Consider the following 24,251-nt stretch of genomic DNA (forward strand, 5'->3'; position numbering starts at 1 on the left):
TGATATGCATGTGCTACTCATTACTAAAAAATATACTATAAGATTTTAATGCGTGACAACAATCTAAAAACTGATTGTGTTTAGTAGTACAATAGACATGATTTGTGCTATTTTACCGTTTAGTGTGCAATGGAGACGATTTATGAATCCTGCAATTTCTGTGGTTGTTCCTGCGTATAACAAGGAACCGTATATTAAACAGTGCATGGATTCGCTTGTTAATCAAACTCTTAAAAACATTGAAATTATTGTTGTTGACGACGCTAGCACAGATAATACTTTGCAGATTTTGCGTGATTACGAGAAAAAAGATTCTAGAGTAAAAATTATTGCTAAGACTTTGAACGGCGGATTGCATATGGCTCGTAAAACCGCTGTACAGGCAACTAGCGGAGATTACGTTCTTTTTGTTGACGCAGACGATGAGATTGAGCTTAAAGCTTGCGAAGTTCTTTACTCGTACGTTAGTAGTCATCCAGCGGATATATTGCATTTTGGTGTTTCTATTCATCCAGAAGGCAAATCGGACGAAGATTTTGCATACAGTTACGATCAAATGTATGCGCAAACAAATGGTGATCAATCGGGAGACAATATTATAAAATCGTCGTTCTCTAGCGATCTTCCGCATTGGATGCCTTGGAATGTAATAACAGCACTTTTTAATGGCGATTTAATACGCAATTCTTTTGAAAAAACAGTTTCTGCTAGACTCACTAAAGTCGAAGACGCATACGAATACTTTGTAACAGCATCTTCTGCTAAGACTTTGAAGGACTTAACGGCGTTCCGCGCGCTTAAATACCATATTGGCAGAGGAATTTCTGGAAGATCTAAAATAAGCGTTGAAAGATTTAGCACAGAGCAGAAATATATTAAAGATGTTGTGAATGCTTTTTGTGATTTTGCTAAGGATTTTGTTGACGATTCCAACGGTGCTTTTGTTAATGATTCTTTCGACGATTCCGAGTTGAAAAGTCGCAAGCAGACCGTTAACGAAGCTGCGCAATGGTTTAATAATCGCGCTTTGAAAATAGTAAAAGATGAGTTCTTTACAAGACTAAAAGTTGAGGATTTTCAAGAAGCCATAAACGCTGTTATTGAAACATGGGGATTAGAGCGTGCGTGCTTGATTGTGCTCGAAGAGCTTGTATACCTTATGAATCAGGTTGTAGAAGATGATTGCGTAATAAAACACGGATCTGTTTGTGATGCTCTTCTTAACGTTTACCGAAACATTAAACCAGATAGTTTTAATGATTCACAGAACGCAACTTATGCTGAGCAAGTAGACTTAATGTCTTTGCATATTATGCAGGTTCATCAGCAAAAATATGAAGAAGAACAAAAACGTTTGCAAATTGAAGCGCAAAAACGTTACGACGCTATGCCAGCGTATAAGCGTGCTGCACTAAAGATAAAAAATATGGTTAAAAACTTAACTAAACCAAAGAATGATAAATAAAGTCTAAAAAATAAATTTGAGATTAAACAAAATACAAAATTACACAATAGAATAATCAAAGATAATTAAAGGTAAATCAGGAGATAACATGATTTTGGAAAATCCAAAGCGCTTGGGCATTTTCTTCTTCTATGATGCGCAAGGTCACGCAGACCACTATGTGTCTACGTTGCTTGACGGATTTAAGCCATTTTTCAATGAGCTTGCGATTGTAGTAAACGGAAAAATAGACGAACCAAGCAAAGCAATGCTTAAAAGCTACGCAGATAAATTTATTTTGCGCGAAAACAAAGGTTTTGACGTTTGGGCGTACAAAACAGCAATGGACTCTTACGGTTGGGATGAACTGGAAAAGTTTGATGAAGTAGTGCTGTTTAACGCAACAATTATGGGTCCTGTGTACCCATTTAGCGAAATGTTTAATGCGATGAACGCAAAAGACCTTGATTTTTGGGGTATAACAAAGTTTCATAAGGTTAATGGCGATCCGTTCGGCTACAGTCCGTACGGATACTTGCCAGAACATATTCAATCGCATTTCCACGCATACAGAAAAAGTTTTATTCAATCTAAGGATTTTCAGAATTATTGGAATAATCTTCCACAAATTAACAGCTACTTTGAGTCTGTTGGATTGCATGAATCCGTATTTACAAAGCGATTTGCAGATAAGGGTTATAAGTGGGATGTGTATGTTGATACGAGTGATTTAGAAGGCTACTCTTACGGTCCAATAACGTATGCTGCAAGGCAGATTGTGGAATATAAGCGTTGCCCGATTTTTAAGCGCAGGTCTTTCTTCCACGATTACTCCGACGTTTCTACACAATCCGTTGGAAATCCTGCATTAGACTTATACGAGTATTTGCGTGACCACACAGATTATGACACGGATTTGATTTGGGAAAATGCTTTACGAAGCATGAATATGGCAGATTTGATGAAGAATCTTCATTTGCGATACATTTTGCCGCAAAATCAGATTGTGGAAAACTCGTCAACATCAACATCAACAGTTAAGCCAAAAGTTGCGTTGTGCATGCACTTGTATTACATGGATTTGCTAGATAAAAGTTTGCACTATATTCAATCCATGCCGCAAGGATGTGACGTTATTTTAACTGTAGGTTCAAAAGAAAACCAGCAACTTGTGAAACAACGCGTGGAACATCTTCCGTATAACGTAGACGTACGGTTGATTGAAAATCGCGGTAGAGATGTGAGCGCATTCTTAGTTGGCGGCGGTGCTGACCTTATGAAGTACGATTACGTATGTTTTGCGCACGATAAAAAAGTTACGCAGTTATCGCCTAGAAGCATAGGTGATGGATTTGCATACAAGTGTTTTGAGAATATTCTTGCAAGCAAAGAGTACGTGCAAAACGTTATAAATCTATTTGAAACGCATCCGCGTCTCGGAATGGCAATGCCAACGCCGCCAAATCATGCAGACTACTTCCCAGGATTTACATACACTTGGGGTCCAAATTTTGAAGGCACAAAGAAATTCCTAGAAAAAAAGTTAGGAATTAGCGTTCCGTTAGACGAAAATAAAGACGCTATAGCACCGCTCGGCACAATGTTCTGGTTCCGCACAAAAGCACTGCGCGGGCTGTTAGATAAAAAGTGGACTTACGAAGATTTTCCAGCAGAGCCGCTAAAAATAGACGGAACATTGCTGCACTTTATAGAGCGAGCATACGGATACGTGCCGCAATCTAACGGCTACTACGACGCATACATATTCTCGGATCACTTTGCGCGAATAGAAATGACGAATCTAGAATTCGATGTTCGAGAACTATCAAAATCTGTTAGCACGCCGTGGATTAAGCACAATTTGGAAGAAACTTGTAGAGAAGTAATGCGCGGAAAGCGCTTCCGCTACACTGTTTTAAGAGTGCTAAAAAGTATTGCAAAACGCGTATTTTATAAGACTTTGTATATAGGTCAAAGAATTGTGCATATTGGTCGTAAAGGTAAAGAAGATGAGTGATATAAGTGTAAATACATCGTCGCCAAAACTCGCGCGAGTAAGGAAACCGCGACTTTTCTACTTGGATTGGATTCGCGCAATAGCTGCGATTCTGATTGTTGTAACGCATTTTAACAATCCATATTTGGAGTCTACGCGATTCTTTGTAAATAGGCCGTTTGGAATTTACATTGGCGGATTAGGAGTATCGCTATTTTTGATTATTTCTGGCGCTGCTCTTATGTACAACTATGGGGATAGAGAAAGTCTTGATTTGCGCACGTTCTACACAAAGCGCGCAAAAACACTGTACCCAATGTTTTGGGTGGCGTTTGTAGTGGCGAATATTTTACTGTTTATTCGTAATAACGGTTATATTTTTGTGCCAAGACACAGAATAACAGCAATTTTTTCATTGTTTGGAATGGATGGTTATGCTGCAGCATTCGGTGTAGGCACATTTTACACTTTAGGTGAATGGTTCCTCGGATTCATAATACTGTTTTATATAGTGTTCCCGCTTTTAAGAGTTGGCATAAACAAAATGCCAATAGTTACAGTGTGCGTTGTGTTGGCTCTATATGTTGCAACAGTTGTGTTCTTTAAGTTTTATCAAATTCCACGAGTTCCATCCGATATTCTTTTAACAACAAGACTGCCAGAACTAGTATTTGGCATGATTTTTGTTAAGTTTATTAAAAAAGTGCCGTCTTGGCTTGCAGCAGTATCTTTTGTGATTCTTGTAGCACAACAGTTAACGCATATATTAAAGGACAATATTGCAGTTACGGTTGTGGGCATATTAGCATTCCTATTGCTTTCTTATATTGGCGAACTTGTTAAAAGTTTTAAGCCATTAAGTGAGTGCACAAAGTTTGTGTCTGCTTACTCATACCCAATTTTTTTGGTTCACCACGTGTTAATAATGCAAGTATTTACAGTAATATATCCAGTGTGGCTTAATCGCTGGCAAGCGTACGGATTGCTAATCGCAGAGTTTGCGGTAATTCTTGTGCTTTCTGTAATGCTTAAGCGTTTTACAAACTTGATTGTTGGTTTTGTGAGCAAATGTTGCGTAAAAATCGGCAGTAAGAATCGCAGTTTGGATTAAAATGCGTATTTGTGCAGGGATAATCACCTATAATCCAACTTTAACGGATGTAGATACGTGTTTAGAAGCGTTATGTAATCAAGTAGAGCGCGTAATAATCGTAGATAATGCTTCTAAAAACGTTAAAAGCTTACAAGAAGTTGTAAGCAAATACGCAAACGTAACTTTAGTTAAAAACAGTCAAAATATTGGTTTTGCAAAAGCATTAACGCAAGTGTTTGAATGGGCAAAATCGCAAGGTTTCAACTGGGTTCTAACGCTTAACGACGATTCTGTTGTGCCAAGCAACATGATTAGTGAATACAAGAAAATCCTGGAAAATCAGGAAAGTCTTGTAAATCAAAAAAATGCAAAAAATTCAAAAATTGCAATTGTATGCTCTTTGCTAAAAAACCGTTTAGACGGCACGATTTTACACAGCAAGTGCCACGAAGACGAATGCATAACGTCTGGAAGCTTAACAAGCGTAGAAGCGTGGCAGAAAATCGGCGGATTTGACGAATGGTTGGAAATTGACGGAGTAGACTTCGACTTTTCAAGGCGACTTGCGCGCGCTGGCTGGCAAATCGTAGAGTGCCAAAACGTTATAATGGAACACCAAATCGGCAAAGCGCGCTCAATAAACTTGATTATAAAACACCCAATCGTGTGGAATCACAACGCAAATCGCAAGTACTACATAGCGCGAAATATGCAAGTAGTGGATTACAAAATGGGAACATACTCGTATGCTAAGTCGTTGCGTGCGGTTGTGCGAGATATGATTTTCGTGGCGTTGTGGGAAAAGGATAAGTTTGCGAAAATTCGCGCAATGATACGCGGATTTAAGGATGGGCAGAAAAAAATTCGTCAAATGCGCAAATACGAATGTGTAAAGTACAAAGACGAATGTATAAAGCGCAAAGCAGAACAAAACGCGGTTTGAAAGGATAGCAATGGAAAATTACGCTAAAAACGAAAATCCGCTAGTTTCTATAATCGTGCCAGTTTACAATTCTGCAAAATATTTGAGCGGATGCGTGGACTCGATTCTTGCGCAAACTTACAAAAACATAGAGCTGATTTTAGTAGACGACGGATCCAAAGATGACTCGGGTAAAATTTGCGATTTATACGCATCAAAAGATTCGCGAGTTAAAGTAATACACCAACAAAACGGCGGAATATCGCGCGCGCAAAACGCTGGACTCGATGCAGTTCGTGGCGAATTTATAGCGTTTGCAGACAACGACGATATTTTAGACTGCAAAAATATTGAGATTCTACTCAACGCTATTTTGCAAAGCGGAGCGGATATGAGCAAAGCAAAATGGCAACAATTCGGGATAAGTAGCTTAGAACAAATTAAAAAAGAAGCTGGTTTGGACGCGGAAAAGTCGCAAGCAACCGAGCGCTTAGAAAATATTCCTCAAATAAAAATCGTAAAAAATCCTCTAAAAGCGTACCAAACCGTATTTTGCAAAATATTGCGAATAATAGGAAACAAGCTTGGCAGGTGCAGCGAAGCGCGTTACTTTAACGAAGCAAACTGGTGCAGACTGTACAAGCGAGAGGTTTGGGAAGGAGTGCGATTCCCAGAAGGAAAGTTTGCGCAAGACACTGCGATGGCAAGCGTGCTGTACTCGCGCATGAATTGCGTGGCGCACGTGGACGCAGTACTGTACTACTGGCTGCAGCGCGCAGATTCTGTAACTCACAAAATGCGAGACGCGAGCTTCTATCACGATCATATAGACGCAGTTCGAGCAAATTGGGATTTGTGCTTAGAGCACAACGTTGTGCCAGCAAGAAGCTATTACACGATGGTTGGAAACTTGAGGTACGAGCGATGCGCGCTGAAAAGTGGAAAAAATAGCACGGTAAATATCGACGCAAAAATCCAAAAAATATACGAAAAAAATTATGCTGAAGACGTAAAATTTGCTAAATCAGCAGTTAAAAAGCTTACTATTTTACAGCGCGCGCAATGTTTTACTATGGCGTGTGTGCGAAATCTTGAAAAAATAATCTACGATTGCAAAATCAAAAACATGAAGTAGGCGCGCAAAATGAACGAAAACAATAATGCAAAATCGCAAGAATATCCAGATTTAGTAGTTGTTGGAGCTGGCTTATTCGGCTTAACTGTAGCTCAGCAAGCGGCAGAACGCGCTGGCGCTCGCGTTGAAATTATTGACGTGCGTAATCATATCGGCGGCAATGCTTACTCGTATTTTGACGAGCGCACGGGAATCGAAATTCACAAGTATGGTGCGCATCTTTTCCACACAAGCAACAAGCGCGTGTGGGATTATGTGAACCGTTTTACGTCGTTTACTAGCTACGTGCATCGCGTGTACGCAACTCACGACGGCGAAGTTTATCCGCTGCCAATAAACTTAGGCACGATTAACCAATTCTTCCACGCGCACTACACGCCGGAAGAAGCGAAGGCTTTGATTGAAAGCCAAGCAGGGGAGTTGGCTGGCAAAGATCCGCAAAATCTAAACGATAAGGGCATTAGTTTAATTGGGCGGCCTTTGTATGAAGCGTTTATTAAAAACTACACGGCAAAGCAGTGGCAAACGGATCCTTCTAAGCTTCCAGCAGGAATTATTAAGCGCTTGCCGGTGCGATTTAACTACAATAATCGTTACTTTAAAGACACTTGGGAAGGCTTGCCAACGGACGGCTACACGGCTTGGATGCAGCGCATGATTGACGATCCGCTAATTCACGTTTCGCTCGGTGTAGACTTTTTCGACGAATCACAGCCGTTTAATAAGCGCGCGTTGGCGAAAGCTGGAGTGCCTGTTGTTTACACGGGGCCAGTGGACAGGTATTTTGATTACGCGCTTGGTGAGTTAAAGTGGCGTACCGTTGACTTTAAGGAAGTGCGTTACCAGGAGAGTGACCACTTTGGTTGCCCAGTTATGAACTATTCGGATGCTGATGTGCCGTTTACGCGTGCGATTGAGTTTAAGAACTTTAATCCAGAGCGCGAGGAGGTTGGCTGTGAGGATGGCAGAGAGACTGGTTGTGAGACTGGCGAGGCTGATTTCGTGCCTGGCAAAAGCGTGAAAGCAGGGGAGACTGTTGTATGGCAGGAGTATTCTCGCGCTGCAACTCGCGACGATGAGCCTTACTATCCTGTGAATACTGATGCAGATAAAGCCTTGTATGCGCGCTATGCGGAGCTTGCGGCGGCTGAGCCTCGCACTGTTTTTGGCGGAAGACTCGGCACTTACAGCTACTACGATATGCACAATGTGATCGATATGGCTTTGCGTGCTTACGAATCGCAAGTAGCGCCACTAATTGCGCGATAATCGTAAATATAATCGTAAATAATACGGTAAATAATACGAAAAAGGGTTCCGGGCAACCGAAGTGCCCAGAACCCTACACGCGCGGAGAATACGAGATTCGAACTCGTGAGGCTGTTACACCAACACGCTTTCCAAGCGTGCGCCATAGACCACTAGGCGAATTCTCCAATGTTGTACAGCTGAAAAGACTTAACGTCATTAAGCAAACAACTTAAACAGAATAACACGTTTTCTAGATAATGCAAACTCTGCGTGGCGGATTTATAAATTATTACTTATTGCGACACGCATACAAAATTTTTCGAAGTTTTCTGCATTTATATTTTTATTAATTGACTTAACGTGCAATAATACATTAATACGTTGCAAGCTAATTGTTGCAAATTGTTAGTTTTGGGGTTTTAAATGAAAGAAGTAGACTATGGCTATGCTTATATTGCATCGCAAACGACGCATTGCCGATAGTCAGGGTAATTCTGCTGATACTTCGTCAGATACTACTGCTTCGGATACGCTAACTTCTGCAACTTCTGCAGATTCCGTAACTTCCGCAGATTCCGCAACTCAATCAGCTTCCTCAACTTTCGACGAGTCAAAAGCTGCTGCTGCCGCAATCGCAGAAAATCCAGAAAAACCAAATCCTTCATTTAATCATTCCGCTGGAAGCATAGTAATCGGTATGATTCTTACGCTTCTTGGAGGAGCGCTTTGGGGCACAAACGCAACGGTTTCTAAGATTTTAATGATGAACTATCACGTGTCGCCAATGCAAATAGCGTGCGTAAGACAGTTCGCAACGGGAATCTTATTTATAATTATCGCAGTCATATTCACACCTAAGCAGCTTGTAAAAGTTTTCGGCGCAGGACGTGACTGGTTCATGATCGTAGCTACGGGAATGGTATGCGTGCTATTTGCGCAAATCACATATTTGATGGCAATAGATTGGACTAATTCTGGAACTGCTACAGTTTTGCAAAGTCTTAACTTGCTTTTTGTGCTTTTATACGTGTGCTTGCGTAATCGCAGAACTCCTACTATGCGCGAAAACGTTGGTGTGATTCTTGCTTTTGCTGGAACTGCTCTTATGGCTACTGGCGGTAATATCAACTCTCTTTCTTTGCCTATTATGGGTTTGGTTTGGGGATTAGGAGACGCTTTTTCGACTGCTGCTTTAGCTATTATGCCTATGAAACTCGTAGCTAAATGGGGTAGTTTTGTCATTAACGGTATTACTTTTATTATTGCCGGCTCTATTTTGATGCCGTTTGTTAGACCGTGGGCTACGCTTCCTCCGCTTGACGCTTTTGCTATCTCTTTATTCGTCTTTACTGTTGTTGGCGGAACTTTTGGAGCGTATTGGCTATTTCTTGCTGGTGTTATGCGAGTTGGTTCTGTTAGAGCTACTTTGCTTGGTGCAAGCGAACCTGTTTTGGCTGCGATTACTGGCGTTATATTCGCTGGCGCTGTGTTCTCTTGGGCTGATTTTGTAGGCTTCTTGCTTATATTTATTATGATGACTTTGATTAGATAGTTTTACTAATTTTTTGTTATCTGCTAACAAATTTTCGTATCTTTTTTATTTTTCGTAACTTTTGCGCAATTTTTTATCTAATTTTCTATTTAATTGCGTATCTTATTATTTTTGTGTTGGTACGGCTTGACGGGCTGGTAGAATAAAATCTATATGTGCAAATACGCATATTTGCGCTAAAAATTTTGCAAAATGGGAAGGCAGATATGTCAACGATTCTTGAGGGTACTCCTAAAAAACAGATGATGTTGGTTACCGGTAGGGCGTATCCGGAACTTGCTTCACAAACGGCTCAATACCTTGGTATTGACGTTTTGGAGACAACTGCTTACGATTTTGCAAACGGTGAAATGTATGTGCGTTTCACTCAGCCTGTACGTGGTTCTGATGTTTTTGTTTTGCAAGCTCACACTAATCCTATTAACAATTGGATTATGGAACAGCTGCTTATGGTTGATTCTTTGAGACGTGCTTCCGCGCGCAGTATTAATGTTGTTGCGCCGTTCTTTGGGTATTCGCGTCAAGATAAGAAGCATCAGGGTCGCGAGCCGATTACTGCGCGTTTGATGTTTGATTTGTTCCGTTCTGCTGGTGCTACTCGTATTTTGACTGTAGACATGCATGCTGCTCAAGAGCAAGGTTTCTTTGATGGGCCAGTTGATCATTTAACAGCAATGCCTGTGCTCATTGATTATGTTCGCAACTCTATGAAACTCGACAATGCTACGATTGTGTCTCCGGATGCTGGGCGAATTAAGGTTTCTGAGCAGTGGGCTGCAAAACTTGGTAGTTTGCCTCTTGCTTTTATTCACAAAACTCGCGATATTACTAGGCCTAATTGCGCTGTTGCTCACGGAATTATTGGCGATATTCGTGGTCGTGACTGCATTGTTGTTGACGATATGATTGATACTGCTGGCACTATTTGTGAAGCTGTGCGTACTTTGCGAGAGGCTGGTGCTAATTCTGTAACTTTAGTTGCAACTCACGCTTTGCTTTCAGGTCCTGCTGTTGAAAGACTTAAAGCTTGTGGTGCTAGAGAAATTATTGTGACTGATACTGTGCCTGTTCCAGAAGAAAAGCGTCTTGATAATATGACTGTTCTTTCAATTGCTCCGCTTTTGGCTGCTGGTATTCGTTCTGTTTTCCGCTCTGGTTCTTTGGTTTCGTTGCGTAATGCTCTTCCGGAGGATATGAAACAGCGTAGTATTTATGCGCATTAGATTTGACGGCTGCTTGTTGACTGTTTGTTGACTGTAATCTAAGCGTATATGTTTGAGTCGTGTCTATAAGTTAGAATGTCAAAGTTGCCCTCTAATCGTAGGGTAATTTTGCAAACACACTCCTGCTGTGGAAATACCACAGCCGATAGTCCGAAGGAGGTGGGTGATGTCTGCACATAAGTATGAACTAATGTTCATTGCCGATCCAGAGCTTGATGAGCGCGGTCTTAAGAAGTTGACCGAGCAGTATCTTGAGCTTGTCACCAATGAGGGCGGTTCCGTTGATGGCACCGATTATTGGGGTCGTCGTAAGCTTGCTTACGAAATTGACGGCAAGTTTGAAGGCAATTACGTTGTAGTGAACTACACTGCTGAGCCAGCTTTAAGCGACGAGCTTGACCGTGTGTTGAACTTGAACGAGTCTGTGATCCGTACGAAGATTCTTCGCAAGGACGCCAAGTAAATAATCTTATAGTCAGCTGATTAAGCTCGATAATCGTCGTAATAACTTAAGAGTTTAAGACTTTAAGACTTTCACAAATAACTTAAGTTTTACGGGAAAGAAAAGGCACAGTATGGCAGGTGAAACAGTTATCACAGTAGTGGGTAATCTTACTGCTGATCCAGAGTTAAGAACTATTGCGAACGGTTCTGCAGTGGCAAGTTTTACTATCGCTTCCACTCCACGTACGTTCAATCGTAATTCTAACCAGTTTGAGGATGGTCCTGCACTGTTTATGCGCTGCTCTGCGTGGCGAGACATGGCAGAACATTGTGCTAACACTCTTTCCAAGGGTATGCGTGTTATTGCGCAAGGCCGCTTATCGCAGCGTTCTTACCAAGCTCAAGATGGTTCTAACCGTTCGGTTATTGAACTAACAATTGATGAGATTGGTCCTTCGCTCCGTTATGCAACTGCTCAGGTTACTCGTCAAAGCTCTGCTACCGGTTTTGCTGGTGCATCGCGTGCTGCGGGTAACGCTAACGGTAGTGGTAACGGCGGTTATCATGGTGGTAGCTCTTATGCTGGTGGCGCAAATTATGCTAATAATCAAGCGCAATCTGCGTCTGCTGCTTCTGCGGCTCCTGCTGCAGATCCGTGGAGTGCTTCTGCTCCAACTAACGATAGTTTCGCTTCGTTTGGCGCTACTTCCGATTTCGGTGGTAGTGACGAACCAGAGTTTTAATACTAATAGTTAGTTTATTTCAGCTGTTTAAACTTGTAACTTTATTTTATTTATTATTCATTGGTTATAAGCGTTACGAAAATTAAAAATTATATTAAATGCGTTTAGAAACGTTTAGAAAAGTTCGTATCGCTTTGTTTAGAGAGGACATCTTATGTCACGCAAGAGGCCGCAACCACCGGTCAAGCCTTTCAAGAAGAAGCCAAATCCTTTGAAGGCTGCCAAAATTACTGAAATTGATTACAAGGACGTTGCTTTGCTGCGCAAGTTCGTTTCCGATCGCGGCAAGATTCGTTCACGTCGTATTACTGGCGTAACTGTGCAGGAACAGCGCAAGATCGCGAAGGCCGTGAAGAACGCTCGCGAAATGGCTTTGCTTCCATACGCCACTACCGGTCGCTGATTGAGAGGTTGTAACAATGGCTGAAACTAAGGTTATTCTTACCAAGACTGTTGCTAACCTCGGTCACTCTGGTGACGTTGTTGAGGTTAAGGCTGGTTATGCTCGTAATTACCTGATTCCTCAGGGTCTTGCTTTTGCTTGGAACAAGGGCGCTGCAGCTCAGATTGAGGCTATGCGTCGTGCTCGTTTGGCAAAGGCTGTTGCTACTCGTGAAGAGGCTGTTGCTCAGAAGGCTCAGATTGAAGGCTCTGTAGTGGAGATTTCTGCTAAGGTTTCTGAGTCCGGCAAGCTTTTCGGTGGTGTTTCTGCCGATAAGATCGCTGCAGCTTTGGCTCCTAAGGCTCAGGTCGATGCTCGCACAATCAAGGTTGCCACTATTAAGACAACTGGTGAATTCCCTGCAACCGTTGCGTTGCATCCAGAAATCACTGCTTCCTTCACTGTGAAGGTTGTTGCAGAGTAGTTATTTGTAATAATTTTACGAAACGTGTTACAGCAGGCGGTTTTTCACGTTTAGTGTTTTCCGCTTGCGATCCATGTGGATTGAACTTAAGCATTTACTCCGCGTGAGTTGTGGTCTAGTTTTATTTGGCCGCAACTTTCGCGGAGTTTTTTTATTTGCTGACTTTTGTAGCTGCTAATGCTGCCTCTTGCTCCAATCGCGAGACCCTTCTCTCGCTTTTGGAGGGTTATTTATTGCGTAGCGCTCCAATTGCGAGACCCTTCTCTCGCTTTTGGAGGGTTTATTGTTGATTATTGCTCCAATTGCGAGAGCATCGTCTCACATTTGGAGCGTGTTGGTCTGCGTTTTGCTCCATTTGCGGGCGCGACGACCTGCTTGAGCGCTGCGATTTAGCGCGCGAAAGCAACTCGGAGCGGAAACTCGCTCAAGTTGGAAGTCCAGTGGACTTCCAACGCGAGTTTCGTAGCGAGCGCTTATAGCGCGAGCGTTAGAACACGTTTGGAGGGTTATCGTCTTCGTTTTGCTCCATTTGCGAGAGTCTTGTCTCGCATTTGGAGGGTTTATCTTCGTAATTTGCTCCAATCGCGAGAGCTTTGTCTCGTGTTTGGAGGGTTTGATTCTACTGAATGCTCCAATCGCGAGAGCTTTGTCTCGTGTTTGGAGCGTGTTGTTCTGCGTTTTGCTCCAATCACGAGAGCTTTGTCTCGTCTTTGGAGGTTTAGATTAGGATTATTGCTCCAATCGCGAGAGCTTTGTCTCGTGTTTGGAGCGTGTTGTTCTGCGTTTTGCTCCAATTGTGAGAGGACTGTCTCATATTTGGAGCGGTACATTATTAATTAAAACTGTGAAAATCGCTACTCACGTCCACTGCTTGCGTCCGCTACTCGCGTCCGCTACTTATATCCACAATCCACGTATTTCGAGCGCCAGCCTCTCGCAAAGCTGCGCTAACTTTTCGCGCATCTTCCGCACTTTCTGCCAACGCTATTACGCATCCGCCGCCACCGCCGCCAGTTAGCTTTGCACCCAACGCTCCGTGTTCACATGCCGTGCGCACGAGCGAATCAAGTTGTGGCGTACTAACGCCAAGTTCCGCCAAAATCTTGTGCGCGCGAGTCATTCGTTCGCCCATATTTTTTGCGCGGCCATTAGCCAAATCGTATTCTGCTTCGGCGGCGAGTCTGCCAAGTTCTTCTAATAATTTGCTAACAGTTTCAGGCTGCGATTTCAAATATTTTCGTAACGCTTCGACTGTTACGCGAGTCATACCTTTGTGCCCAGAATCCGCCAGAATAATCCAAGCGCGCATATTAATGTCCATGCGCGAAAACTTTCCGTGCTGAAAACGTACCGGCCATGACGCTGCTGTTGCAGTTGCGTCCAGCCCAGAAGGATGACCATGCGCTATGCGCTCAGCTGTCTGAGTTAGCTCAAAAATCTGCTTTTCTTTAGCTTTTATGTTGTAATAGTCAAGAATCGCCCGTATCACTGCGCCTGCAGCTGCGGCAGAAGATCCGAGCCCTCGTTCCGGCGGAAAATCTGCTTTTGTTGTTATATGTAGTGCCTGCCCGTCCCATTCTGCAAACTCTAGCGCGGCTTTAATTGCCGTGCGCACACTGTACAAGCGCTGAGGTATTTCGCAAAGCGGCCCCGTAAAATCTAGGCAAGTGAGCGTTATTCGCGAGTCTGCGTTATTTGTGACATCTGCGTTATTTGCACCATTTTCATTATTTTTACTAGATTTGCAGCCCGTTACGGTTGCGCGCATTTTTAGATTTTTTAATGGCAATGCTACCGCTGGATGACCGTATACTACAGAATGTTCGCCGAAAAGTATTACTTTTGCACAAGTTTCGCCATATCCTGCTCGTGTAGTTTCAGATACTTTTGCGCGACTTACAACACTGCTTCCTCTGCTTCCTCTGCGACCTACCGCACGATCTACCGCGCTTCTTCCTCTACTGCATTTATTTTCCCCAGTAGGTTTTGCAATAATTTCCCCAACATTTTCCCCAGTAGGTTTTGCAATAATTTCCCCAACATTTTCCCCAGTAGGTTTTGCAATAATTTCCCCAACATTTTCTGCAGTAAGTTTTTCGGCAAGATCGCATTTGCTCTGAGGCTGAGTCTGAGGCACAGTTTGTATCTCCTTACTGACTCCTTACTGATTGCAGAGTCGTCGCCAAGGCGGATTTGCACTATTTTAACAGATTTATCAAGTTGCCAATCGCTTAATTCCGCATTTTCCGACTGTTCTAATTTAGTCGTCTTAATCGCAAAAGGCTACGATATGCGATTTACGCTCACAACACATTCACATTTCTTATTCCGCGTATGTTTCAGCGCGCGATTTTGGTAGAATATCAACTTGGAGCTATCTTATTTCATTATTTATTCCGAAGGGTTAGCATGCAAAAAGTAGAGATTCAGCCGAAAATAAAGTTTGACTCTAATCTTTCATCTAACACAGCTGTAGTTAGAGCGAATGTGAATATTGCGCTAATTAAGTATTGGGGTAAGCGTAATGAAGATTTGATTTTGCCTTATACTTCTTCTCTTTCCCTTACTCTTTCGGATTTATGGACTACTACTAGCGTAAGTTTCGACGACAATCTTACTGAAGATTGTGTTACTTTTGATGGCAAGAATCTTAGTTTAGATGATTCTTCCTTCCGCAGAATAGTGAATATGCTTGATTTAGTGCGCAAAATGGCTGGTATTTCAAAGAAAGCTAGTGTTATTTCAACTAATCATGTTCCGACTGCGGCAGGTTTAGCTTCCAGCGCTTCTGGTTTTGCGGCGCTTGCTGCTGCGTCTTCTTACGCTGCCGGTTTGGAGTTGAGCTCGCGTGATCTTTCTAGGCTTGCCCGTAGAGGTTCCGGTTCTGCTTGCCGTTCTGTTTATGGCGGTATTGTCCTTTGGCATGCTGGTTCTGTTGATAATTCTGTTGATACTTCTGTTGATACTTCTGCCGGCGATGCTTCCGGCGACGAGGCTTCTTTCGCGGAGCCTGTTGATGTTCCCGAAGACTTTGATATTGCTATGATTGCTGTTGTCTTAGATTCTTCTAAGAAGTCGATTTCTAGTCGTGATGCCATGCGTCGCACTGTGCAAACTTCGCCGTCGTATATGCCGTGGGTTGAGCAGTCTGCTAAAGATCTCCGGCAGGCGCTTTGTGCTGTTAAGAGCAGTGATATTGAGATGTTGGGTGACGCTGTTGAACGTAATTCTTTTGGTATGCATAAGTCTATGCGTGATGCGGTGCCGCCTGTGGATTATTTGACTGCGAAAACTCACGCTGTGCTTGGGGTTGTTAAGTCTATGCGCGATTGCGGTTGGCCTGTTTGGTCGACTATGGATGCGGGTCCTAATGTGAAGGTAATTACTTCTGCGTCTGCTGCCGAGCGAGTTTTGAATGAGCTCGTAGATCGCGTTAAGCGCGAGTTTGCTCTCGCTGCAAGCAGTTCTGCAAGCAGTTCTATAAGTACTTCGGAACCGGATTTTATTTTGGCTTTTCCTGGTAGCGGTTTGATTGTTAATAGGGGTGTGAAAAATGACTAAGGCTCAGGCGAGTGCTCCTGGAAAATTGTATATTGCTGGAGAATATGCTGTAGTTGATGGTGCTGCTGCGATAGTTGCGGCAGTAAATCGTTTCGTTACTGTTACAGTTGACGACGAAAATCTTTTGAAAAAAGATGAGACTGCTGTTAAAAATGACGCTAATTTAAGTAAAAACAGTACTTTTTACGGCAGTACTTTTTACGGAAGTATCGTCTCTGAAGCTGAAAATTATAAGCCGCTTATTTGGAGCCGCGCGCGTAACGGAAAAAGTATTGTTATAGAAACTTCCGCAACCGCATCAACCGCATCTCCCGCATCTTCCGCATCATCCCCGTCTAATATCGAAGAAATAATAAAATCCTACTCTTACGTACTTTCCGCAATGCGCGTGGTTGACGCATACGCAATCGAATTCGGCTCAACTTTCATTCTTCCCTCATATAATTTGCACATTTCCAGCGAATTGTACGACGCTAAAAGCGGCAGAAAATTCGGCCTCGGCTCTTCGGCAGCTGTAACTGTTGCTGCAGTGCGCGCGCTTTGTGAATTTTATAAACTCAATCTTTCCATTCAAAATATTTGCAAGCTTGCGCTGATTGCATCATCTCTTGTTAAGAAGTCGGGTAGCGGAGGAGATGTGGCAGCTAGCGTGTACGGCGGCTGGATTATGTACAGAGCGTACGATCGCGATTGGCTTAGTGCTGAGCTTGAGCTGGTTAAATCTGGCGACTCTAGTTTTGGCAAACTTTTGCGCAAAAAGTGGCCGCGTCTTGAGATTAAGAGATTAGATATTAGATCTGATATTAAGCTTTTGGCTGGTTGGACAGGTTCTCCTGCTTCTAGTGCGGAGCTTGTCAGTAGCGTAAAGTCGAGCGCTGGCAGCGGCGCTAGCACTACTCGCTCATCTGCACCTTCACTATCCGCACCTTCACTATCTGCACCTCAACTTTTTACGTATAAAGATTTTTGCGCAAAAAGCGAGGCTTTGGTGCAGCGTCTTATATTTACGCTTGAAAATGGTGATCTCGTTGGCGCTGCAAACGGTTTTGCTTGCGCGCGTCAGCTTTTGAAAGATTTAAGCGCACTTACAGGCACCGTTATAGAAACTCCGCAGCTTACGCGTCTTATCGAAGATGCTTTAATTTTCGACGTTCCTGCAAAAACTAGCGGCGCTGGCGGCGGCGATTGCGGTATTGCGTTACTGTACTCAACCGATAAAGAGCGAATTGATTTCGTTAAATGCGCTTGGAAGGATAATAAAATTCGTCCTCTTAATATTAATGTTGCTAAAATTAATAGCACTGGTAGTAAGTCTGAAAATATAGTGCTTAAGAATGCGGATCGCGCTGTGATTTGTGATTCTCAAAGTTGGCTCGATGATATTCCGGAATACGAGTCTGATGAAAGAGCGAAAAAGCGTACGCGTGAAAATATGAATTTGCTTCGTTTTGGTACGAAATTTGATGATATAAGATTGCCGCATGAGGGGGAGTCTGCGCCTGCAGCAGTTTCCGCAAACGCGCCTGCAGCAGCTTCCGCACTTTCAGCAGCTTCCGCAGTTTCCGCGTCAAAAATCACAAACGAATCTCCATCTTCCGCAAATTTAATTACGCAAAATCGCAAGGATGCGCACATTGCGCTCGCGCAAGAACAGTATCATTCGCATGCAAACGCTGGCTTCGACGATATTCGTTTTGTGCCGAACGCATTGCCGCAGCTGTCAGTTGAGTCTGTTGATACTAGCGTAAGTGTTTTTGATAATGCTGCCGTATGGTCTTATCCGCTTTATATCAACGCAATGACGGGCGGCAGTGAGCGTACTCGTAATATTAACGCGTCTTTAGCTCGTGTTGCTGCGAAAACTGGTGTTGCTATGGCATCTGGTTCGCTTAGTGCTGCTCTTCGTGATTCTTCGCTTGCTAGCACTTTTAGCGTAATTCGTGAGGAAAATCCGAACGGCTTTGTTATGGCTAATGTTAGTGCTGGCGCTAGCGTTTCGGATGCTATGCGTGCCGTTGATTTGCTTGAGGCGAACGCTTTGCAAGTGCATTTGAACGCTGCGCAGGAGCTCGTTATGCCTGAAGGAGATCGCGATTTAAGCTCTTGGCTTAAGAATATTGAGCAGATTGTGTCTGCTGCTTCGGCTGTGTCTGCTGCTGGCGTGCCTGTTATGGTGAAGGAAACCGGATGCGGTTTGAGCGCTAAAAATGTGGAGATGCTGCTCAATGTTGGTGTTCGTTATGTTGATATAAGTGGCAGAGGCGGCACGAATTTTGTGTCTATTGAGAATGCTCGTCGCGAGTTTGGCGATTTTGGTTATTTAGCTGATTGGGGGTTTAGCACTGTTGAATCGTTGCTGGATGTGCTTCATTCGAGTTGCGTCTGCAAATCATCATCTAATCTAAATTCTCTTTCCGTATTCGCAAGCGGCGGTATTCGCAATCCTCTTGACGTACTTCGCGCTTTATCTTTGGGCGCTAGGGCTGCCGGCGTTGCTGGCGAGTTTTTGCATACGCTTATGTGCAGCGGCGAGGATGCGCTTTTGCAGCAGATTACGTCTTGGCAGTCGCAAATACGCACTCTTATGGCTTTGCTTGGGTGTAAAACTGTCGACGATGTTCGTTTGCATACGTCACTGTTACTTTCTGGTGCAGCTGCTGATTTTGCTAAATTGCGTGGTGTAAATCTGCATGATTTAGCTAATCGATAAGACGTTAATTGTTAGGCTGCTAATTACTAAGCTGCTAATCTCTAAGCCGTTAATCTCTAAGCCGTTAATCGCTAAGGTGTAAGGCTGTGCTGTTCGTGTTTCTTGCGTTTTAAGTAAGTGTGTTTTACGCCGGCAATGTTCGTTTTGTATCTTTGGTTGCGCTTATTTTTGTGCATTCTCACATTGCTTACTGAATTTTGCGTTATTTTTGTGAAATATGCGTCATTTTTCGTTTAGAAACGCTCAATTACGTTTGTTTTTTGCGTTTACGTGTGCGATAATGTTCGTATGATTTCTTCACAGCGTCAGCATTTGATTTTAAGTCGTCTTCGTACTCGCGGTGCAGTGCGTATTACTGCTCTTTCTAAAGAGCTGAACGTTTCTGCTATGACGGTTCGTAGGGATATTGCGGAACTTTCGGATCGCGGTCTGTTAAAGCGCGTTCACGGTGGCGCTGTAACAACTAATACGCTTCTTTCGGAGCCTCTGTTTTCTGTTAAGTCGCAGATGGATATTGGTTTGAAGGATGCAATTGCGCGTTTGGCTGTGGATTATGTGTCTCCAGGAGATGTGATTGCTATTGGCGGCGGCACTACGGCTTACGTTTTTGCGCAGCATTTGCTTGAGTCGCGTAGGGCTTCTGGTATTACGATTTTGACTAATTCGATTCCTGTTGCGGAGCTTGTGCAGGCGCTTGAGTCTAAGGATGTTGAGGTTATTGTTACTGGCGGTGTGATTACGCGCTCGAATTCGCTGGTTGGGCCTATTGCGGATAAAGTTGTGGCTTCTCTTCGTGTGAATACTGTATTTTTGGGTACGCATTCTGTGTCTCTTCCGCGCGGCTTCTTAATGCCGAATTCTTTGGAAGCTGCTACGGATATGGCTTTAATGGATATTGCTGACCGCACGATTATTTTGACGGATCATACTAAGTGGAGTTGCACGTCGCTTTCGCTGTTTGCGCGTTTTGATCAGGTTGATACCGTTATTACTGATGACGGTTTGGATGCGGATTCGCAGCTTCGTACGCGCGAGCTTGTTAAGGATTTGGTTTTGGCGCCGACTGTGGAACCTGTTGCCGAGTAGGTGAGTGGTAGTTTAGTTTTCGCTTGTTGTTGCGGCGCGTTGGGTTTGTTGCGCATTTTCTGTGCCGCGTTGCGTTTGTTGGGTTTGTTGTTTTCGCTTCGCTTGTTTTTAGTGCATTAGCGCAAACCTTAAAGAATCCTGAGAATTTTATGAAAAAAGTCTTAATACGGCGTGTTTTGTAATATTTTCTATATTTACAAAATAAAGCAGGAAATATTTCAGTATCTGCAGAAAAATAGAGAAAATATTTCAATATTTTTAATTATTTTGCGCTTGCGAACCTGAGAATTACTATTGAGTTTTCTGAGAGCGGGTCGTATAGTTAATCCTGTTGCGGATGAAATCCCTAGTTTCTGAAGCACACGCGGGAAACCGCATCTAGCATTTTTTCTTCGTGTTCCTAGCACGAAGGAGAAGAAGAAAGGAAATTATTATGTTGAATAAGAAGGCTATCGCCGCATTCGCTGCTGGCGCCACCCTCCTCTCCGGTATGGCATTCGCCGCTCCAGCTTTCGCTGCTGAGCCTGCTAAGGATCCAAAGGCCGAGAAGTGCGCTACTGCTCAGAACAATGTTACAAAGCTTGAGCAGGAGAAGGCCGTGCTTGAGGCTAAGGTAACTGTTGCAAAGTCTGAATATGATGCTGCACAAGCCTTGTTTGATAACGCTAAGACTTTGGCTGGTCAGTATAAGGCTGCTGTTAACGCTTACAAGGCTGCTGCTAAAAAGGCTGAAGACGCTAAAGCTGCAGACGAGGATCATGGTGCTCTTGATGATGCTGCAGAACATGCACGTAAGAGTCTTGCTGACGTTGTAACTAAGGTGAAGGCTGATAAGAAGTTAACTGCTGCTGCCGCATTCGATGCTTCTGATGCTACTAAGGCTAAAACTCTTAAGGCTGATGCTTTAGATGCAACTGTTAATGCTGATACTTTCGCTGCTAGCAAGGATGAATTGAATCAGGCTAAGTATAATGTCTTCCTTAAGGATGCTGATTTGACTGCTGCTAAGGCTGATCTTGCTAAGCTTGCTTGCCAGGCCAGTGGTAGTGAGCAGAATCCTCCAAAGCATGATCCTACTACCCCAACTCAGCCAGGTTCTGTGAAGGATGCTGATGCTGCTAAGGCTGATGTTATGGTTAAGGCTGCTGCTTATGATGCTGCTCGTGTGAAGAATGCTGCTGCTAAGGCTGATGCTCAGAAGGCTTATGAAGAGGCTGCTAAGGCTAAGAAGGCTGATGAGGCTGCTCAGGCTGAGGTTGATGCTGCTCAGAAGGCTGTTGACTTGTTCGCTGGTGATAAGACTTCTAAGGAGTACAAGGATCTTAATGATCGTTTAGATCGTGCTAAGGCTAAGAAGACTTTCACTGAGAATACTTTTAAGGCTGCTGCTGCTAAGTATGCTGAGAAGCAGGCTGCTTTCGATGCTGCTAATGCTGAGGCTCAGAAGGCTTATGATGCTTACAAGGCTGCTGTGAATGTGGCTGCTGCGTTTGGTGTCGATGTTACTAAGCTTCCAGTTGTTGTAGCTATGGATCCTTTGGATAAGACTTTCCCTGGTTTTGCTGATGCTCAGCAGCTTTATCGTGATGCTCAGTCTGGTAAGTTTGGTCCTGCTGCTGCCGCTGCTGCTAAGGGTGCTGCTGCCGCTGCTGCTGCTGATAAGAAGGCTGATAAGCAGGGTAAGATTACTGTTGAGAAGGGTAAGGATAAGGCTGGTAAGAACCTTCCTAAGACCGGTGCTGCTATTGCTTTGACTGCTTTGGCTGCTTCTGTTCTTGCTGGTATGGGTGCTGCTGTCCGTAAGGTCCGCCACTAAGCAAATCTGCTCTAACTGTGGATTAAAGCGTTCGCGTTTTAATCACAGTTTGAGCCTGCTAACTTAGTCTGGTTGTAAAGCATTCGCTTTACAACCAGACAGGGGCTGAGTTCTCAGCCCCTTTTTTGTTTTTTATTACTTTTTATATTTTTATATTTTTATATTTTTATATTTTTATATTTTTATATTTTTTGTTTTTGTTTTTTTGTTTTTGTTTTTTTGTTTACTCTTTTATATTCTTATATTTTTATTCTTTTATTCTTTTATTCTTTTATTCTTTTATTCTTTTATTCTTTTATTCTTTTATTCTTTTATTCTTTTATTCTTTTATTCTTATATTCTTTTATTCTTATATTCTTTTACTTTTTATATTTATATTTATATTTATATTTATATTTATATTTTTGTTTACTCTTTTATATTCTTTTATTCTTTCCTCCTTCCCTCCAATCCCGAGACCCCTATCTCGCTTTTGGAGGTTTTATTTCCGTCCTCCGCTCCAATCGTGAGAGCATCGTCTCGCTTTTGGAGGGTGTCGACCTGCGTTTTGCTCCATTTGTGAGAGGTGGTTCTCGCATTTGGAGTTGTCTACCTTGCTTTTCCCTCCATTTCCGAGCCTCTTCTCTCGCTTTTGGAGGTTTTATTTTCTTCCTCTGCTCCATTTGTGAGATGTTGTTCTCGCTTTTGGAGGGTGTCGACCTGCGTTTTGCTCCATTTGTGAGATGTTGTTCTCGCATTTGGAGTTGTCTACCTTGCTTTTCCCTCCATTTCCGAGCCTCTTCTCTCGCTTTTGGAGGGTGTCGACCTGCGTTTTGCTCCAATCGTGAGATGTTGTTCTCGCTTTTGGAGGTTTTATTTTCTTCCTCTGCTCCAATCGTGAGATGTTGTTCTCGCTTTTGGAGGTTTTATTTTCTTCCTCTGCTCCAATCGTGAGATGTTGTTCTCGCGTTTGGAGGTTTTATTTCTTCCCTCTGCTCCATTTGTGAGATGTTGTTCTCGCATTTGGAGTTGTCTACCTTGCTTTTCCCTCCATTTCCGAGCCTCTTCTCTCGCTTTTGGAGGGTTGCTTGTTTCGTTTCCCTCCAATCGTGAGAGCATCGTCTCGCTTTTGGAGGGTTGTTTGTTGTGCTCCGCTCCATTTGTGAGACTCTTCTCTCGCGTTTGGAGGCTTATTAGTCAAGTCATTTTTTGCTGTAAATTCGGTTTTACGTTTATCTGATTTGAAATTCTCTTAATTTAATAATTTAATAATTTAAAATTGATGAAATTAATTTTCAGGTAGAATCAATGTGCTCTTTTCGTGTGATTTTGTTTTGAAAATATTTTATAAAAATTATTTGAAAATAGTATTGTACTTTTTCTAAATTAGTGTATTATTGAATTAAGCCATTTAGCTCCCTTGGATGCGATTGATTCGGGAATGCACCCAACGGAAAGTAAATGGCTTTTTTTATTGATAAAACCAATTCTAATCCGTAGTAGATGTAAAGCATACCGTGTGATTATTTAAGTTCTCTGTTTCTGTGATCATGTACGAGCTTTATGGTGTGTAGTCTTAACATGAGCTATTGTCACACGCCAAAAATAAGAACAGAAACAAAAAATTTTTGTACACACATTTTTTGGAATAACTCCCTTATTTGCTCCAATTGTGAGAACATTCTCTCGCTTTTGGAGGTTTAGCTTAGGATTATTGTTCCATTTGCGAGAGGTGGTTCTCGTAATTGGAGTTAATTCTGCCTTTGAATGCTCCAATTGTGAGAACATTCTCTCGTGTTTGGATGGTTTATTGTTGTGTAGTGCTCCAATCGTGAGAACATTCTCTCGTGTTTGGATGGTTTATTGTTGTGTAGTGCTCCAATTGTGAGAACATTCTCTCGTGTTTGGATGGTTTATTGTTGTGTAGTGCTCCAATCGTGAGAACATTCTCTCGTGTTTGGAGGGTTTATTGCTGCGTAGTGCTCCATTTGCGAGAACACTCTCTCGCTTTTGGAGGGTTTATTATCGTCCTCTACTTACAATCCCTAGTAACGTGTATACTTTCACGAGTTGCGGGCTTGTAGCTCAGTGGATAGAGCGTCTGCCTCCGGAGCAGAAGGTCGTGGGTTCGAATCCCATTAAGCCCACTTTGTGAAGTCTTGAGCAGATATATTCGTTCCGTTTATCTTTCGTTTTTATCACAGTTTAAGTGAGTAAACAGTTTTTCATAAGTGAAGTTATAAAATATGCGAATAATATAAAATTTCGCATAAAACTTATCTATTAATACCAGTGAAAACGCGTTAGTTTGCAGAAATGCGCGTTTTGATGCGCGTTTTGATGTGCGCTTCGTTGCGCGCTCTAGCTAAGTACATAGCGACTAAAAGTATATAACGACAAAACAGTACATAGCGACTAAAAGTACATAGC

17 protein-coding genes and 2 tRNA genes are annotated in these 24,251 nt (G+C 42.8%); 17 read left to right on the forward strand and 2 right to left on the reverse strand.

Going from position 1 to position 24,251, the window contains the following annotated elements; translation table 11 throughout:
* The first annotated feature begins 142 nt into the window (after positions 1-142).
* The 6 genes from ACPFYS_RS04740 (at position 143) to glf (ending at position 7,859) form a co-directional block, all read left to right on the forward strand.
* A complete protein-coding gene (locus tag ACPFYS_RS04740) occupies positions 143-1,465 on the forward strand; it encodes a glycosyltransferase family 2 protein (RefSeq protein WP_427877662.1) in 1,323 nt (440 codons plus the stop codon).
* Between the two features lie 88 nt (positions 1,466-1,553).
* Entirely contained in the window at positions 1,554-3,461 is a 1,908-nt protein-coding gene (locus ACPFYS_RS04745; RefSeq protein ID WP_427876301.1) for a rhamnan synthesis F family protein, read from the forward strand.
* Positions 3,454-4,551 (forward strand): acyltransferase family protein, encoded by a 1,098-nt coding sequence (locus tag ACPFYS_RS04750; protein WP_427876303.1) that lies wholly within the window; start codon positions 3,454-3,456, stop codon positions 4,549-4,551. Before ACPFYS_RS04745 ends, ACPFYS_RS04750 begins: the two co-directional genes overlap by 8 nt.
* A gap of 1 nt (position 4,552) precedes the next feature.
* Entirely contained in the window at positions 4,553-5,476 is a 924-nt protein-coding gene (locus ACPFYS_RS04755) for a glycosyltransferase (protein WP_427876304.1), read from the forward strand.
* Between the two features lie 10 nt (positions 5,477-5,486).
* Positions 5,487-6,590: a glycosyltransferase family 2 protein gene (locus tag ACPFYS_RS04760; RefSeq protein ID WP_427876306.1), complete on the forward strand. Its 1,104-nt coding sequence runs from the start codon at positions 5,487-5,489 to the stop codon at positions 6,588-6,590.
* A gap of 9 nt (positions 6,591-6,599) precedes the next feature.
* Positions 6,600-7,859: a UDP-galactopyranose mutase gene (gene glf, locus ACPFYS_RS04765; RefSeq protein ID WP_427876308.1), complete on the forward strand. Its 1,260-nt coding sequence runs from the start codon at positions 6,600-6,602 to the stop codon at positions 7,857-7,859.
* A gap of 82 nt (positions 7,860-7,941) precedes the next feature.
* On the opposite strand, the gene ACPFYS_RS04770 is transcribed toward glf, so the two are convergent.
* A tRNA-Ser gene (locus ACPFYS_RS04770) sits at positions 7,942-8,026 on the reverse strand.
* Between the two features lie 254 nt (positions 8,027-8,280).
* Between ACPFYS_RS04770 and ACPFYS_RS04775 the strand changes: the two genes are divergently transcribed.
* The 6 genes from ACPFYS_RS04775 to rplI all read left to right on the forward strand — a co-directional run bounded on the left by ACPFYS_RS04775 (position 8,281) and on the right by rplI (position 12,669).
* The gene (locus tag ACPFYS_RS04775) at positions 8,281-9,393 is read left to right on the forward strand and encodes a DMT family transporter (protein ID WP_427876310.1); all 1,113 of its coding nucleotides are present in this window, start codon (positions 8,281-8,283) and stop codon (positions 9,391-9,393) included.
* 206 nt (positions 9,394-9,599) lie between these two features.
* Positions 9,600-10,616 carry a ribose-phosphate diphosphokinase gene (locus ACPFYS_RS04780; protein ID WP_427876312.1) on the forward strand — a complete coding sequence of 339 codons (1,017 nt, stop codon included), beginning with the start codon at positions 9,600-9,602 and terminating at the stop codon, positions 10,614-10,616.
* 166 nt (positions 10,617-10,782) lie between these two features.
* A complete protein-coding gene (gene rpsF, locus ACPFYS_RS04785) occupies positions 10,783-11,079 on the forward strand; it encodes a 30S ribosomal protein S6 (RefSeq protein ID WP_427876314.1) in 297 nt (98 codons plus the stop codon).
* A gap of 112 nt (positions 11,080-11,191) precedes the next feature.
* The gene (locus ACPFYS_RS04790) at positions 11,192-11,803 is read left to right on the forward strand and encodes a single-stranded DNA-binding protein (RefSeq protein WP_427876316.1); all 612 of its coding nucleotides are present in this window, start codon (positions 11,192-11,194) and stop codon (positions 11,801-11,803) included.
* A 154-nt stretch (positions 11,804-11,957) separates the two neighbouring features.
* On the forward strand, positions 11,958-12,206 hold the full coding sequence (rpsR, locus tag ACPFYS_RS04795; RefSeq protein WP_004105399.1) for a 30S ribosomal protein S18: 249 nt from the start codon (positions 11,958-11,960) through the stop codon (positions 12,204-12,206).
* Between the two features lie 16 nt (positions 12,207-12,222).
* Entirely contained in the window at positions 12,223-12,669 is a 447-nt protein-coding gene (gene rplI, locus ACPFYS_RS04800) for a 50S ribosomal protein L9 (RefSeq protein WP_427876319.1), read from the forward strand.
* Between the two features lie 880 nt (positions 12,670-13,549).
* Here rplI and mvk read toward each other — a convergent pair.
* Positions 13,550-14,806, reverse strand: a complete 1,257-nt coding sequence (gene mvk, locus ACPFYS_RS04805; protein WP_427876321.1) for a mevalonate kinase — start codon at positions 14,804-14,806, stop codon at positions 13,550-13,552.
* 272 nt (positions 14,807-15,078) lie between these two features.
* Here mvk and mvaD point away from each other — a divergent pair, with 272 nt between their 5' ends.
* The 5 genes from mvaD to ACPFYS_RS04830 all read left to right on the forward strand — a co-directional run bounded on the left by mvaD (position 15,079) and on the right by ACPFYS_RS04830 (position 23,968).
* The gene (gene mvaD / locus ACPFYS_RS04810) at positions 15,079-16,230 is read left to right on the forward strand and encodes a diphosphomevalonate decarboxylase (RefSeq protein WP_427876323.1); all 1,152 of its coding nucleotides are present in this window, start codon (positions 15,079-15,081) and stop codon (positions 16,228-16,230) included.
* Positions 16,223-18,940, forward strand: a complete 2,718-nt coding sequence (fni, locus tag ACPFYS_RS04815) for a type 2 isopentenyl-diphosphate Delta-isomerase (RefSeq protein WP_427876325.1) — start codon at positions 16,223-16,225, stop codon at positions 18,938-18,940. The genes mvaD and fni overlap by 8 nt, the downstream gene beginning before the upstream one ends.
* A 288-nt stretch (positions 18,941-19,228) precedes the next feature.
* Positions 19,229-20,026 carry a DeoR/GlpR family DNA-binding transcription regulator gene (locus ACPFYS_RS04820; protein ID WP_427876327.1) on the forward strand — a complete coding sequence of 266 codons (798 nt, stop codon included), beginning with the start codon at positions 19,229-19,231 and terminating at the stop codon, positions 20,024-20,026.
* A gap of 433 nt (positions 20,027-20,459) precedes the next feature.
* Positions 20,460-21,842, forward strand: a complete 1,383-nt coding sequence (locus ACPFYS_RS04825; protein WP_427876328.1) for a hypothetical protein — start codon at positions 20,460-20,462, stop codon at positions 21,840-21,842.
* A gap of 2,053 nt (positions 21,843-23,895) precedes the next feature.
* A tRNA-Arg gene (locus ACPFYS_RS04830) sits at positions 23,896-23,968 on the forward strand.
* Positions 23,969-24,251 lie beyond the last annotated feature (283 nt).

This window comes from Gardnerella sp. 2492, from assembly GCF_050320365.1.
GTDB lineage: Bacteria > Actinomycetota > Actinomycetes > Actinomycetales > Bifidobacteriaceae > Bifidobacterium.

Coding starts and splice junctions, on each gene's coding strand:
- ACPFYS_RS04820 (WP_427876327.1), top strand. CDS start 19,229: ATGATTTCTTCACAGCGTCAGCATTTGATTTTAAGTCGTCTTCGTACT.
- ACPFYS_RS04755 (WP_427876304.1), top strand. CDS start 4,553: ATGCGTATTTGTGCAGGGATAATCACCTATAATCCAACTTTAACGGAT.
- mvaD (WP_427876323.1), top strand. CDS start 15,079: ATGCAAAAAGTAGAGATTCAGCCGAAAATAAAGTTTGACTCTAATCTT.
- ACPFYS_RS04760 (WP_427876306.1), top strand. CDS start 5,487: ATGGAAAATTACGCTAAAAACGAAAATCCGCTAGTTTCTATAATCGTG.
- fni (WP_427876325.1), top strand. CDS start 16,223: ATGACTAAGGCTCAGGCGAGTGCTCCTGGAAAATTGTATATTGCTGGA.
- rpsF (WP_427876314.1), top strand. CDS start 10,783: ATGTCTGCACATAAGTATGAACTAATGTTCATTGCCGATCCAGAGCTT.
- ACPFYS_RS04825 (WP_427876328.1), top strand. CDS start 20,460: ATGTTGAATAAGAAGGCTATCGCCGCATTCGCTGCTGGCGCCACCCTC.
- ACPFYS_RS04740 (WP_427877662.1), top strand. CDS start 143: ATGAATCCTGCAATTTCTGTGGTTGTTCCTGCGTATAACAAGGAACCG.
- rpsR (WP_004105399.1), top strand. CDS start 11,958: ATGTCACGCAAGAGGCCGCAACCACCGGTCAAGCCTTTCAAGAAGAAG.
- ACPFYS_RS04790 (WP_427876316.1), top strand. CDS start 11,192: ATGGCAGGTGAAACAGTTATCACAGTAGTGGGTAATCTTACTGCTGAT.
- ACPFYS_RS04745 (WP_427876301.1), top strand. CDS start 1,554: ATGATTTTGGAAAATCCAAAGCGCTTGGGCATTTTCTTCTTCTATGAT.
- ACPFYS_RS04750 (WP_427876303.1), top strand. CDS start 3,454: ATGAGTGATATAAGTGTAAATACATCGTCGCCAAAACTCGCGCGAGTA.
- rplI (WP_427876319.1), top strand. CDS start 12,223: ATGGCTGAAACTAAGGTTATTCTTACCAAGACTGTTGCTAACCTCGGT.
- glf (WP_427876308.1), top strand. CDS start 6,600: ATGAACGAAAACAATAATGCAAAATCGCAAGAATATCCAGATTTAGTA.
- ACPFYS_RS04775 (WP_427876310.1), top strand. CDS start 8,281: ATGGCTATGCTTATATTGCATCGCAAACGACGCATTGCCGATAGTCAG.
- ACPFYS_RS04780 (WP_427876312.1), top strand. CDS start 9,600: ATGTCAACGATTCTTGAGGGTACTCCTAAAAAACAGATGATGTTGGTT.